The sequence below is a fragment of the Paenibacillus lycopersici genome, from assembly GCF_010119935.1.
Classification (GTDB): domain Bacteria; phylum Bacillota; class Bacilli; order Paenibacillales; family Paenibacillaceae; genus Paenibacillus_Z; species Paenibacillus_Z lycopersici.
On record NZ_CP048209.1, the window covers coordinates 1,278,381 to 1,292,500 of the forward strand.

Annotated in this window: 11 protein-coding genes and 1 pseudogene (1 of these 12 only partly in view); all 12 read left to right on the plus strand. The window is 60.8% G+C overall.

The features are described from left to right. The first annotated feature begins 1,287 nt into the window (after nt 1–1,287). Complete coding sequence (gene kdpB / locus GXP70_RS05430; protein WP_162355530.1) at nt 1,288–3,330, plus strand: potassium-transporting ATPase subunit KdpB; 2,043 nt, start codon at nt 1,288–1,290, stop codon at nt 3,328–3,330. A gap of 28 nt (nt 3,331–3,358) precedes the next feature. Beyond that, complete coding sequence (gene kdpC / locus GXP70_RS05435) at nt 3,359–3,925, plus strand: potassium-transporting ATPase subunit KdpC (RefSeq protein WP_162355531.1); 567 nt, start codon at nt 3,359–3,361, stop codon at nt 3,923–3,925. A gap of 87 nt (nt 3,926–4,012) precedes the next feature. Then, a complete protein-coding gene (locus GXP70_RS05440) occupies nt 4,013–6,358 on the plus strand; it encodes a histidine kinase (protein WP_162355532.1) in 2,346 nt (781 codons plus the stop codon). Next, on the plus strand, nt 6,333–7,892 hold the full coding sequence (locus GXP70_RS05445) for an ATP-binding protein (protein WP_225442672.1): 1,560 nt from the start codon (nt 6,333–6,335) through the stop codon (nt 7,890–7,892). The genes GXP70_RS05440 and GXP70_RS05445 overlap by 26 nt, the downstream gene beginning before the upstream one ends. 1 nt (nt 7,893) lies before the next feature. Continuing rightward, nucleotides 7,894–8,601 carry a response regulator gene (locus GXP70_RS05450; RefSeq protein WP_162355533.1) on the plus strand — a complete coding sequence of 236 codons (708 nt, stop codon included), beginning with the start codon at nt 7,894–7,896 and terminating at the stop codon, nt 8,599–8,601. A gap of 431 nt (nt 8,602–9,032) precedes the next feature. Beyond that, complete coding sequence (locus GXP70_RS05455) at nt 9,033–9,383, plus strand: hypothetical protein (RefSeq protein ID WP_162355534.1); 351 nt, start codon at nt 9,033–9,035, stop codon at nt 9,381–9,383. Nucleotides 9,384–9,527: 144 nt separating this feature from the next. Further along, nucleotides 9,528–9,971, plus strand: a complete 444-nt coding sequence (locus GXP70_RS05460; protein ID WP_404822314.1) for a HEAT repeat domain-containing protein — start codon at nt 9,528–9,530, stop codon at nt 9,969–9,971. Nucleotides 9,972–9,977: 6 nt separating this feature from the next. Next, nucleotides 9,978–10,118 (plus strand): annotated as a pseudogene (locus tag GXP70_RS05465) (DUF3934 family protein); the annotation flags it as partial. 362 nt (nt 10,119–10,480) lie between these two features. Then, nucleotides 10,481–11,254, plus strand: coding sequence for an NUDIX hydrolase (locus GXP70_RS05470; protein ID WP_162355536.1), 774 nt, complete (start codon nt 10,481–10,483; stop codon nt 11,252–11,254). Between the two features lie 40 nt (nt 11,255–11,294). Continuing rightward, entirely contained in the window at nt 11,295–11,855 is a 561-nt protein-coding gene (locus GXP70_RS05475) for a cysteine hydrolase family protein (protein ID WP_162355537.1), read from the plus strand. A 15-nt stretch (nt 11,856–11,870) separates the two neighbouring features. Then, on the plus strand, nt 11,871–13,313 hold the full coding sequence (locus tag GXP70_RS05480) for a nicotinate phosphoribosyltransferase (protein WP_162355538.1): 1,443 nt from the start codon (nt 11,871–11,873) through the stop codon (nt 13,311–13,313). A gap of 274 nt (nt 13,314–13,587) precedes the next feature. After that, nucleotides 13,588–14,120, plus strand: the 5' portion of a protein-coding gene (locus GXP70_RS05485) for a transposase (protein ID WP_162355539.1). It continues 82 nt past the right edge of the window; 533 of the gene's 615 nt are visible here — the first part of the coding sequence; it begins with the start codon at nt 13,588–13,590; its stop codon lies beyond the right edge, outside the window.

Below are 14,120 nucleotides of genomic sequence, written 5' to 3' on the forward strand. Positions count from 1 at the left end.
AGGGCAGAATGGAGTCGGAAAAGCGTCAGCGTTCGCCTTTGTAGTCTGATTTCAACCCATACTCACGGCAGACTTGCACCTCACACACTGGATTTCCAAGAGGGGAGCTATCCTTTCGTCGGCGTTCGCACAACCACATCTTAAGAAAACTCTCGTTTATTGTAAAGTTTTCCATTCCCTATGACAGGCTCTTTGCAAAGCTACTGTAGTACGAGGAGGGTAAAGTTGCCCGTATAGCAACTTTACCGGCATTATTGCCGACCAGAGGCGGGAAAAGTTGCTCGAACAGCAACTTTACCGGCATTATTGCCGGCCAGAGGCGGGAAAAGTTGCTCGAATAGCAACTTTACCGGCATTTTTACCGGCCAGAGACGGGAAAAGTTGCTCGAACAGCAACTTTACCGGCATTTTTACCGGTCAGAGGCGGGAAAAGTTGCTCGAATAGCAACTTTACCGGCATTTTTACCGGCCAGAGGCGGGTAAAGTTGCCCGTATAGCAACTTTACCGGCATTATTGCCGGCCAGAGGCGGGAAAAGTTGCTCGAACAGCAACTTTACCGGCATTTTTACCGGCCAGAGGCGGGAAAAGTTGCTCGAATAGCAACTTTACCGGCATTTTTACTGGCCAGAGGCGGGAAAAGTTGCTCGAACAGCAACTTTACCGGCATTTTTACCGGCCAGAGGCGGGAAAAGTTGCTCGAATAGCAACTTTACCGACATTTTTACCGGTCAGAGGCGGGAAAAGTTGCTCGAATAGCAACTTTACCAGCATTTTTACCGGTCAGAGGCGAGAAAAGTTGCTCGAACAGCAACTTTACCGGCAATTTTACCGGCCAGAGGCGGGAAAAGTTGCTCGAACAGCAACTTTACCGACATTTTTACCGGCCAGAGGCGGGGAAAGTTGCTCGAATAGCAACTTTACCGACATTTTTACCGGTCAGAGGCGGGAAAGGTTGCTCGAATAGCAACTTTACCGGCATTTTTACCGGTCAGAGGCGAGAAAAGTTGCTCGAACAGCAACTTTACCGGCATTTTTACCGGCCAGAGGCGGGGAAAGTTGCCCGAACAGCAACTTTACCGGCATTATTGCCGGTCTGACGCGAAAAAAGTTGTTCGTATTGCAACTTTTCGACTTTTCGTCATTCTGAGGCAGGTGTGTAAGGTTCTTTGCAAGGCTACTGCCATACTCACTTTACAATCAAAGAAATCAGAACTACAACAGCGATTGGAGACCCGTTCCGACCGCAGGTCACGCATTCCCCAAGGTTTTCATTAAGGAGGATCACTATGGCTGCTGCCAGCAAAAAAACGTATGCCAAGCGTATCGTCGTCCAGGCCGCGGCTGACGCGTTCAAGAAGCTGAACCCCGCGGTCATGATCGGAAATCCGGTCATGTTCATCGTCGAAGTCGGTACGCTGATCACCCTCTTGCTCGCGATCAAGCCGGATCTCTTCGTCGGATCGGGCACCGGACGGGGCTATAATATCGCCGTGTTCGTCATCCTGCTCTTCACGGTGCTGTTCGCGAATTTCGCCGAGGCGCTGGCGGAGGGCCGGGGCAAGGCCCAGGCGGACACGCTGCGCAAGACCAAGTCGGAGACGACGGCGAAGCTGGTCCATAAGGACGGCTCGTTGAAGCAAGTCTCGTCCACGCAGCTGCGCAAAGGGGATATCATCCGCGTCGATACCGGCGAAATCATCCCGACCGACGGCGAAATCGTCGAAGGCCTCGCGTCCATCGACGAGTCGGCGATTACCGGGGAATCCGCGCCGGTCATCAAGGAAGCCGGCGGCGACTTCTCGTCCGTTACCGGCGGCACGCGGGTCGCGTCGGACTTCATCGTCGTGCAAGTCATGACGGATCCCGGCGAATCGTTCCTGGACCGGATGATCGCGCTCGTCGAGGGCGCCAAGCGGCAGAAGACGCCGAACGAAATCGCGCTGACGACGCTGCTCGCCGTGTTGACGATGATCTTCCTGGTCGTGATCATGACGCTGGTGCCGATGGCGGACTACCTGGACGTGAAGCTGGACATCGCGACGCTGATTGCGCTGCTCGTCTGCTTGATTCCGACGACGATCGGCGGCTTGCTCTCCGCGATCGGCATCGCGGGCATGGATCGGGTCACGCAGTATAACGTGCTTGCGATGTCGGGGAAGGCGGTCGAAGCCGCCGGCGATATCGACACGCTCATTCTCGACAAGACCGGCACGATCACGTACGGCAACCGGATGGCGTCCGAGTTCATGCCGGTCTCCGGCGTATCCTTGCAGGAAGTGACGCAGGCGTCGCTGCGGGCGTCCATGAAGGACGAAACGCCGGAAGGACGCTCGATCGTGGAGCTGGCGCTCAAGCTGGGCGCCATGCCGGGCAATCCCGCCGACGAGGCGGCGGAGCCGGTCGCGTTCACGGCGGAGACGCGCATGTCCGGACTCGATCTCGCGGACGGCACGAAGATTCGCAAAGGCGCGGTCGACGCCATGAAGCGCTATGTCGCCGCGCAAGGAGGCGTCATCCCGGGCAATCTGGACGAGACGGCGAACCGGATCGCCAAGGCGGGCGGCACGCCGCTCGCGGTTGCGATCGGCGATAGGATTTTCGGCGTCATTTACTTGAAGGATACGGTGAAGCCCGGCCTCAAGGAGCGGTTCGCGGAGCTGCGCGGCATGGGCATCAAGACGATCATGTGCACGGGCGACAATCCGCTGACGGCGGCGACGATCGCGCTCGAAGCCGGCGTCGACGACTTCATCGCGGAAGCGAAGCCGGAAGACAAAATCGCCGCCATCCGCAAAGAGCAGCAGGAAGGCAAGCTCGTCGCGATGACGGGCGACGGCACGAACGACGCGCCGGCGCTGGCGCAAGCCGACGTCGGGCTCGCGATGAACTCCGGCACGATGGCGGCGAAGGAAGCGGCTAACATGATCGATCTCGATTCCGATCCGACGAAGCTGCTGTCCGTCGTCGCGATCGGCAAGCAGCTGCTCATTACGCGCGGCGCGCTGACGACGTTCTCGATCGCCAACGACATCGCGAAGTATTTTGCGATCATCCCGGCCCTGTTCATTCTGGCGATGCCGCAGCTGCAGTCGCTGAACATCATGAACCTGGCTTCGCCGAAATCGGCGATCCTGTCGGCGCTGATCTTCAACGCGATCATCATTCCGCTGCTCATTCCGGTCGCGATGAAAGGCGTCAAATACCGGGCGATGAGCGCGGATCGGCTGCTGATGCGCAACGTGCTGATGTTCGGCATCGGCGGCGTCATCGTGCCGTTCGCCGGGATCAAGATAATCGATCTTGTCCTGCACGGTTTGCGGCTGGCCTAGACTAGAAGCAGAGGAGCGTTGAATAGAGATGAAATCATTATGGATTGCGGTTCGTTTCTCCCTTGTATGGATGTTGGTCTGCGGCTTGATTTATCCGCTTGCGACGACCGGCTTCGCGCAAGTGCTCTTTCCGAAGCAGGCGGACGGCAGCCTGATGACGGGCGAGGACGGCGCGGTAACGGGCTCGGAGCTGCTCGCGCAGAATGTGCAATCGCCGCAGCTGTTCCATCCCCGGGCGTCGATGGCCAACTACGACCCGACCGCTTCCGCCGGCTCCAATCGCGCGGTGGCGACGGCGGACTACGCGAAGGAGATCGGCGGTAAGGTCGCCGCGGTGAAAGCGGACAATCCGAACCTGACGGATATCCCCGCCGACCTCGTGACAGCCTCGGGCTCCGGCTTCGACCCGGATTTGTCGCCGGAAGCGGCGAAAGCGCAGGCGGCGCGGATCAGCAGGGCGACCGGGATGAGCGAGGCCGCGTTGGACAAACTGATCGACGATTCGACGAAGAGCCGCCAACTGGGCATTTTCGGCGAGCCGCGCGTGAACGTGAACGAGCTCAACGAGGAGCTATTGAAGCACATCAAGCCTTAACGGTCGAATGACGCAGCCGCTCCCGCATCAGCCGGGGGGTGGCTTTGTCCGTCTGTCGCACCGGTTACGTGCAGAGGGGGGACGAAGGTGGAAGGCTTCAAACGCAAGACGCCGGAAGAAATGCTGCAGTCGATCTCGAAGCTTCACCGGGGAACGCTCAAGATCTATATCGGTCCGGTCAGCGGTTCGGGGAAAACGTACCATATGCTGCGGGAGGGCCAGGCGCTTCGGCAGCAGGGCGTGGACGTCGTCCTATGCGCCGTTTCGACGCTGCGGCGGCCGGAGACCGTGGAGCAGGTCGGGGAATTGGAGCGGGTACCGAGCATCCATTGGTTCCGGGACGGCACGGAATACAAGGACCTCAACCTGGACGCGCTGGCGGAGCGCAATCCCGAGGTCGTGCTGGCGGACGGGCTGGCGCACCGTAACCGCGAGGGGGCCAGGTTTCCGACGCGGCTCGAGGACATCCGGTTTCTGCTGGACAAGGGCATCAGCGTCATTACGACGGTGAACGTGTACGAGCTGGACGGCTATACGGAGCTTGCCCACAAGTTGACGGGCATCGAAGCGAAATGCACGGTTCCTGCCGATACGCTGGAACTGGCCGACGAGGTACGGCTGATCGACGTGACGCCGGAGACGATTCTGAACCGGCTGGCGGAGGGACATCTGCAGGGCAGCGCAGACCTGCCGGCGTTCAAGCGGGGCAATTTGGGCGTGCTGCGGGAGCTTGCGCTGCGGCTCGTGGCCGAGGACGTGGGCGAATCGCTGCGGAGCTACCGGGAGGAGCTGGGCTTGAGCGGCCCGGCCGGCACGGGAGAGCGGATTCTCGTATCCGCGCAATACCATTGGAACGGATCGATTTATGTCCGCCGCGGCCAGCAAATCGCCAAGCGGCTGAACGGCGAGCTGATCGTCGTGACGTTCCGCAATAAGAAGCAGGCGTTGTCGAAGGAAGCGGCCGCGTACCGCCGGAGCATCGTCAAGCTGGCGGAGAAGGTGGGCGGAAGCTTCGAGGAGCTGCCGTTCCGGAACCGCCGGCTCATCCCGAGGACGATCGTGGAGTATGCGCTGAAGCATGGCATCACCCGCATCGTCATGGGCCACACGAAACATACGCGCTGGCAGGAGCTGCGGCAGGGCTCCATCGTCGACCGTCTGCTGAAGCTGGCGCGGAACATGGACGTGTTTCTCGTCGCGGACCGGGCGGAGCATGAGGGCGAACGCCTGCTGCCGGCCAAATTCGCCTCTGCGGAGGAGCGGCAGCGCTATCGCCGGCTCAGCGAGAAGGAGGTCGACAAGCGGATCGGCGAAATCAGGCGAGGCACGTTCAAGGTATACATCGGTTCCGCTCCCGGCGTCGGCAAAACCTATATGATGCTGCGCGACGGCAACGATCTGCTGCGCAAAGGAATCGACGTGCGTATCGGTCTGCTGGAGACGCACGAGAGGCCGGAGACGATTGCCCAGATCGGCGGGCTGGCGCTCATTCCGAGACAGCGCATCGTCTACCAGGGCGTTTCGCTCGAGGAGCTGGACACGGACGCGGTCATCCAAGCCTGCCCCGAGGTCGTGCTCGTCGACGAGCTGGCGCATACGAACGTGCCGGGAAGCCGGAACAAGAAGCGGTACGAGGACGTGCTGGCCATTCTGGATGCCGGCATCTCGGTCATTTCCACGGTCAACGTGCAGCATCTGGAGAGCTTGAACGACGCCGTGGAGCAGATTACGGGCATCCGCGTCCGCGAAACGGTGCCGGACAGTATCCTGCGGCTGGCGGATGAAGTACAATTAATAGACGTTGCCCCCGAAGCGCTGCGCAATCGGATGCGCGAGGGCAAGATATACGCGATGGGCAAAGTAGAGCAGGCGCTGTCGAACTTCTTCAAGACGGGCAACCTGATCGCCTTGCGCGAGCTGGCGCTGCGCGAAATCGCCGACGACGTCGACGAGCGGCTGGAATCGCTGGAACGGAACAGCTCGCTGCGCGGCCCTTACCGGAAGCGGGAATCGATCTTCGTCTGCGTCAACGATACGCCTCGCGCGCAGCGGCTGATCCGGCGAGGTTTCCGTACGGCGTACCGGCTCAAGGCGCCTTGGAGCGTCAATTACGTGCGCATCGGCCAGGCGAGAGGCGGCGGGGAGCCGGACCGGAACCTGGAGGCGCTGGAGCGGCTGACCGTCCGGCTGGGCGGCAAGTTCGACGTCCACCGCGCGGAATCGCACCGGGAGATCGCGAACGTGCTGTCCGCGAAAGCGGACCAGGCGGAAGCGACGCAGCTTGTTCTCGGCCAATCCAGCGTATCCTGGCGGGAGCTGTTCCTGCACGGCTCGGTCGTGAAGAACTTGATCGGCCTGTCCAGGCACAGGGATATTCTGATTGTCGCGGATTATGCCGCGAAGGAAGGTGAGGAGCGTCGAAACGGCCGTTGAACAGAGAAGAGGACGCAAGCTGCTGCAGTACGCAGGCACAACGGCGGGTGTCGCAGCGCTGTCTGCCGTTCTTCATGAATGGGGCCAGCCGTTCGATACGGTGAACATCGCGCTGGTCTATTTGTTCCCGGTGCTCTTCAGCGCCGTCTATTGGGGGCTTGTCCCGTCTTTCTATGCCGCGGCTGCGGGCATGCTGGCATTCGACTATTTCTTCGTGCCTCCGCTGCACAGCTTCAGCGTGGCGGATTTGCGGTATTTGCTTTCGTTCGCCGTGTATTTGGCGGTGGCGGCGCTGACCGCTACGCTCGCGGCCCGGCTGAAGCAGCAGGTGAAGCTGTCCAAGGAGCGGGAGGCGCATACGGCCGCCCTGTACGCGCTGAGCCGCCAGATGACGGCGGTCGGCGAAATCAAGGCGCTGCTGGACAATATCGCGCGGCAGGTGTCCGAAACCGTGGGGGCGCAAATCGCGATTTATTTGCCGGGCGGCCGGTCGGAGCTGGCGCGGACGGCATGGTCGCCGGGCGATCACGCCTTCGGCCAGGGCGAATCCGCGATGGTCATCGCCAAGTGGGTGCTCGAGCATGGCCGGATGGCCGGCAGAGGCACGGGGACGCTGGGCGAATTCCCGGGGCTGTTCGTGCCGTTGCGGACGGAGGAACGGACCTACGGCGTCATCGCCGTCCGCGCGGACGGCGAGACGTTGTCCGCCGATACCCGCCGCCTGCTCGAGGCGTTCGGCGGGCTCGCGGCGACGGCGATCGCCCGCGTCAAGCTGAGCGAGGAGGCGAAGCTGGCTCAGCTCACGGCGGAGTCCGAGCGCATCCGGACGGCGCTGCTCGATTCCGTCTCGCACGAGCTGCGCACGCCGCTTGCGACGATCATCGGCTCGGCGACGGGGCTGATCGAAGGCGACGAGGTGTTCTCGCCCGCGGATCGGCTTGAGCTGCTCGGCACGATTCGCGACGGCGCGCTGCGCATGAACCGGCTCGTCACGAACCTGCTCGGCATGGTCAAGCTGGAGAGCGGCATGCTTGCGCTGCGCCGGGACTGGGTCGACGCCGAGGACATGATCGGCGTCGTGCTGGCGCAGGTGAAGGGCTTCGTGGGACGCCGCCGCATCGACGTGCGGATTCAGGAGCCGGCGCCGTATTTTCCGGGCGACGAGGTGCTGCTGGAGCAGGTGCTCGTCAACATCGTCAGCAATGCGATCAAGTATTCGCCGGACGGGAGCGACATCGTTATCGCCGTCCGGCAGTCCGGGTCCTGGGTGCGCATCTCGGTGGCGGACAACGGCACCGGCATCGCGGATGCCGACCGGGAACGGATATTCGATAAATTTTACCGCGGGTCCCGTACGAGCGGCACGACCGGCACGGGGCTCGGGCTCGCGATTTGCAAAGGCATCGTGGAAGCGCACGGCGGCACGATCACGGCGGCTCCCCGCGCGGAGCGGGGCACGCTCGTGACCGTCGCGCTTCCGGCGGGCGATCCGGAGATGCCGGAGGGCTGGCAGCGGCAGGAGGAGGAGGTATAACATGACGACAGGCAACGGCGCGCGCATTCTCGTCGTGGACGACGAGCCGCAAATTCGCAAGCTGCTGAAAGTAACGCTGAAGGCGCATCAATTCGACGTGCTGGAGGCGGAGACGGGCGAGGACGGCATCTATCAGGCGAGCGTCAACTATCCCGATCTGATCGTGCTCGATCTCGGCTTGCCGGACGTGCCGGGCATGACGGTGCTCCGGCGGATTCGGGAATGGTCGCGGATTCCCGTTATCGTGCTGACGGCGAAGGACCGGGAAGCGGACAAGATCGAGGCGCTCGACGGCGGGGCGGACGACTACGTGACGAAGCCGTTCGGCATGGGCGAGCTCGTGGCCCGGATCCGCGTCGCGCTTCGCCATGCGGGCAACGCGCAGCAGGAGCCGGTGCTCCGGTTCGGCCGGCTCGTCATCGATCTCGCGCAGCGGCTCGTGGAGCTCGGCGGCAGCCGGGTGAAGCTGACGCCGACGGAATACGAGCTGCTGAAGGCGCTGGCGTCCAACGCAGGGAAGGTCCTCACCCAGCGGCAGCTGCTGCAGCAGGTGTGGGGCGGGCACCATCACGAGACGGACAGCCATTACCTGCGCATCTACATCGGCCATCTGCGCAAGAAGCTGGAGGAAGATCCGACGCGGCCGACGTTCATCGAGACGGAGCCGGGGATCGGCTACCGGTTCCTGCTGCAGGAACCGGCGGAATAAGGGCGGCGCAGATTCATACCTCGCTCTCCCCGTACGCCGTATCCGGTCGTACTCCGTCTCGGCATTTAGTCGTACTCCGCCTCGGCATCCAGTCGTATGCCGAAGCTTTCTCCGGCACTCCGCACCCGCATGTGCGCCAGGTAAGAGTCTGCACGCTCGCATCCTCGGGCCTAAGCCGGTTTCGCACCTTGCAGATGCCCTTTTAATTTTAGCGCCTTCGCATCCCTGGCCTTATCCAGTTTCGCATCTTCGCAAATGCCCGTACCCGTTTAGCGCCCTCTCATCCGGTGGACCAAGCCAATACCGCGCCTTCCCCGATAGCCGCCCTAGCTCAGCAGCCTCGTATTCCTTGGTTGGCTTCACTTGCGCCTCGCGCCGCTTCCACCTACAATGGACGGTAACGAACAAGCAGACGAAGGAGCTTTCATGCAATGAACTATGAGATTTCGATTCATCTTTACGACGACTGGGTGGACACGGTCAAGGTTATTTTCCGGGGCTCGGGCCATCCGCTGCCGGACCACCTGACGCCGGATCAAGCGGCGCTCGCGTACTTCCTGCAGACGGCGGCATCGCAGGAAGAAGCGCTCCGCCAACGCGCGGAGAACGAGGAGCGGCTTCATGATATCCAGCAGAAGCTGGTGGACAATTTCGAGACGGTCATCCTTCCCGACCTGCGCAGCCGCACGGGTTACGAGGGCCATGCGTTTGCGTTCAAATGGGTATACAACCAAGGCGAGCATATTATCGAGGAGCATTCTTCGTACCGGATTCCGCTGTAGAACGCAATGTTGATCATTGCGCCGGCATCGCTTGCCTGCCGCCGTTGACGGGGCGGCATTGACTTTGCGGCCGCGAAAAGGTAGCGTGGTAGTGGCTGGCATACGAATCAAGAGCAGATTTAACATAGAGGGAGAATGAGTCAAGTGGAACATACAGAGGAACAGATCACGGCCGAACCGAGCTTGGAAGCGCTGAAGAGAGCCGCTAGCCGGACGGCGAATTGGAGAGAACGGCTGAAGGCCGTGGAAGCGCTGCGCGAGCTGGGCGGCGAGACCGCCGTCGATTTGTTGACGCGCCTCGCGCAGAACGATGCCGTCCATCAAGTGCAGCTGGCCGCGCACGGCGCGTTGACCGAGCTTGGCGTCGAAGCCGAGCGCCCGGTGAAGAAGACGGCCGAGCTGATCAAAGGCACGAACAAAATCCTGCTTCGCATCAAGAAGAGCCTCCCTGCCGGACATTCGTACGAAGCGTTCAAAGAGAAGCTGAGAAACATGCGGTCGGACGTGTACGATATTTACGAGGGCGACAAGGGAGAAGGCTTCGACGAATGGCTCGAGAGCACCTGGTCTTCCTTGTCCGGCAGGTAGCCCCGCATGGCCAAGGGCAAGGGCGGCACGGGCCGCGGCACGGACAAGAAGGGCTGGAACCGCTGGCAGGCGGCCGAGAAGCGGCTGAAGAACGCGCCGAAGCCGTATAAGAGCAAAGGCGCCAAGAAGACGCAGGGCGAGGGCGGTCCGGCGGCGGCGAATGCGCCATCCGCTTCGGGCGGCAGGAGCGGCTCGGGAACCGCTCCGCGGCCGGCCGCGAAAGCTCCGGCACCTGCGGGCGCACGCGGCGGTACGACATTGAAAGCGCCAGCCGCTGTAAGCGTAACGGCAGCCTCCGGGGCTGCTGAGCGCCGGGAGAGCTCGGCAGCGGAATTCCCATCCGCAGAATAGCAGGCTGCATAAATTTCCTCTTTCCGCGAACGCTGATAGACAGAAGCGTTTAAGCGAAAGGGGATTTTTTTGTTTTCGTTGTTTGCCTATTGACTTTCGTTTTAATTATGTCAAAATGACATTATAACAAATCGAAAGCAGAGCAGGTGATCCCGCATATGAACGATCCGATCGACGAGGCCGCGAACTATTCCGCAAGCCGGTACCGGACGCCAGACGGCGCGCCGGCGGATATCGTCATCTTCACTATCACCTCGACGGAGCGGAACACGGCGAAGAAGTCGCTGCCGCTGCGGCAGCTGGAGGTGCTGCTTATCCAGCGCAAAGGCTGGCCGTTCCAGGGCCATTGGGCACTCCCGGGCGGCTTCTCCAAGGAAACCGAAACGCTGTTGGACAGCGCGCTGCGCGAGCTGCAGGAAGAAACGGGCGTCGCCGACGTGCATATCGAATATTTCGGCGCCTACAGCAAGCCCGGCCGCGACCCGCGGGGCTGGATGATCTCGCACGCGTTCCTCGCGCTCGTTCACGAGCATGCGCTGGCGAACCGGAGCGCGGCGGATGATGCCTCCGATGTCCGGCTGTTCCCGGTGCAGGAAGCGCTGGCGATGGAGCTTGCGTTCGACCATCGCGAAATTCTGGAGGATGCGCTGCGGCATATCCGCATCAAGATGCTGACGACGACGATCGCCAAGTCGTTCCTGCCGGAGGAATTCACGATCGGCGAGCTGTACCAAGTGATCGAAGCGGTCGTGCCGGATTTCGAGGAGAAGAATTTCATCCGCAAAATCACGTCCACCCGGAGCCGCAAAGGCATTATCGAAGAAGCGCGCGACCGCAAGGGCGAGCTCAAGCAGTCCAACCGCCATTCCCAACGGGCGGCGCAGCTGTACAGGTTTACCGACTATGTGCCACGGCTTTCCATTTATAGCTAGCTGACCGACCGATAAGCCGATACCTAAGGGGGAAATCGCAATGAAAGCACTGATCGTCATCGACTACACGGTGGACTTCGTCGTCGGCAAGCTGCCCTGCGGCCAGCCGGCGATCGCCATCGAGGACCGGATCGCGGAACTGTCGCAGCAGTTCGCGGCGCAGGGCGATTACGTCGTCATGGCCGTCGACCTGCACCGGGAGCGGGATGAGCTGCATCCCGAGCATAAGCTGTTCCCGCCTCATAATATCGAGGGAACGAACGGCCGCGACCTGTACGGGAAGCTGAAGGACGTGTACGAAGCGAACCGCGAACGCATTTATTGGATGGACAAAACGCGCTACAGCGCCTTTTGCGGTACGGACCTGGAATTACAGCTGCGCATGCGAGGCATTCATGAGCTGCATCTCGTCGGGGTATGCACCGATATTTGCGTCCTGCACACGGCCGTTGATGCGTTCAACCGAGGCTACCGCATCGTCATACACGCAGACGCCGTCGCAAGCTTCAACGAGCAAGGGCATGAATGGGCGCTGAGCCATTTCGAGCGGACGCTCGGCGCCGCCGTCTATACGGCGGGACAGCCGACCGCGGAAGCGTAAAGGAGAGTTTACGACATGAATTACGAGCAGATGACGCTTCACACCGATAAATATCAGATCAATATGATGTACGCCCACTGGGTGCAGGGCTCGCAGGACGAGCAGGCGGTATTCGAGGTGTTCTTCCGCAAGCTGCCATTCGGCAACGGCTATGCGGTATTCGCCGGCCTGGAGCGGGTCGTCAACTATATTCGGCATATCCGGTTCGGGGAGGAGGAGATCGCCTTTCTCCGCGAGCAGGAAGAGAACTATGCGGAAGGGTTTCTGGACGCGCTGCGGGAGTTCCGGTTCACGGGACAGCTTGACGCCGTTCCCGAAGGAACGGTCGTCTTCGCGAACGAGCCGCTCGTCCGCGTAACGGCGCGGATTTTCGAGGCGCAGCTGATCGAGACGGCCATGCTCAACTTCATTAACTTCCAGACGCTGATCGCCACCAAAGCTTCCCGCATCAAGCAAGTGGCCGGCGACGACGGCCTGCTGGAGTTCGGCACGCGCAGAGCCCAGGAAGCGGATGCTTCCGTCTGGGGCGCGAGGGCGGCATATATCGCCGGGTTCCACGCGACTTCGAACTTGCGGGCGGGCATGATGTTCGGCATCCCGACCAAAGGCACGCATGCGCATGCCTGGGTGCAGGGGCATGACAGCGAAGAAGAAGCGTTCCGCAAGTACGCGGAGGTGCTTCCCGATCAAGTGACGCTGCTCGTCGACACGTACGATACGCTGCGCAGCGGCGTGCCGAACGCGATCCGGGTCGGCAAGTTGCTGGAGAAGCAGGGCAAGCGGATGAACGGCATTCGTCTCGACAGCGGCGATTTGGCCTACCTGTCGCAGGAAGCGCGGCGCATGCTGGACGAAGCGGGACTGAACTACGTCGGCATCGTCGCGTCGAACGATTTGGACGAAGGCCTTATTTTCAGCCTGAAGGGACAGGGGGCGAAGATCGACGTCTGGGGCGTCGGCACGCAGCTGATCACCTCGGGCGACCAGCCGTCGCTCGGCGGCGTTTACAAGCTGGTCGCACGGGAGAAGGACGGCGAGATGATTCCCGTTATCAAGATTTCGGGCAATCCCGAGAAAGTGACGACGCCCGGGCGCAAAGAGGTGTACCGCATTATCAACCGCGAGACCGGCATTGCGGAAGGCGACTATTTGACGCTCGTGGAAGAAGGCCCGATGGATACCGAGGAGCCGCTGCGGTTGTTCGACCCGGTGCATCACTACATCCAGAAAGTCATTCAGCGCTACGACGCGGTGCCGCTTTTGGCCGAGATTTTCCGGGATGGCGAGCTCGTTTACGAGATGCCTTCCTTGGATGAGATCCGCCGCTATCACGGCGAACAGCTCGCGCTCTTCTGGCCGCAGGTGCTGCGCAAGACGAATCCGGCGGAGTATCGGGTCAATCTCAGCGAGACGGCCTGGGAGCTGAAAATGGCGCTGATCGCCCAATATAGAGCTTAACGCTGGCGGCCTCTCTAGTAGGCTTGCAAAGAACCTCACGCCTGCCGCAGAAGAGACAAAAAAGTCGAAAAGTTGCTACTCCAGCAACTTTTCCCGCCTCAGACGGTCACATATACCGGAAAAGTTGCTATTCTGACAACTTTCACCTGACGCAAGCTGGAAAAATGCCGATAAAGTTGCTGCTCCGGCAACTTTACCCGCCTCAGACGGGCAAAAACACCGGAAAAGTTGCTATTCTGACAACTTTACCTCCCACTTAGAAAGTTCACCGTGGATGCAACGTTGGTTGGGACTGTCCTCCATCCGCGCCTCCAGTTTGCATCGCAAACTCGAACGACTGCCGACGGAATCGTTGCAGGAGCTTTGTCATCAAGCCGCCAAAAAGCTTGCTACGATGTACTGCGATGCGAGCCTTCAATCACTTGGACGACTAGTCGCTGTCGATTCTTCCATGGTTACCCTCGGTAGCATACGTGCCGAATGGCCCTATGTTTCAAAGGATTTTCACGCCATCAAGCCCCACCTGAGCTTAGGATTGGTCAATGAGACAACGTCCTATCCCTTGCGGACGGTGCTGTCGACGGCCGTCGTCTCTGACAACGACGACGAAGTGCTAGCTGCGCTGGTGGAGCCTTCGGATGTCACCTATGTGTTTGACCGCGGCTATGTGAATTACGGTCGGTACATCGCTTGGAGCGAGAACGACATTCGCTTCGTCGCGCGCATCTATGCCTGGCACTGGAAAATCGAAATTTTCTTCCGAGCGCTGAAAGCCCAGTTAAACCTCTGTCACGGCGATTTGTTCAA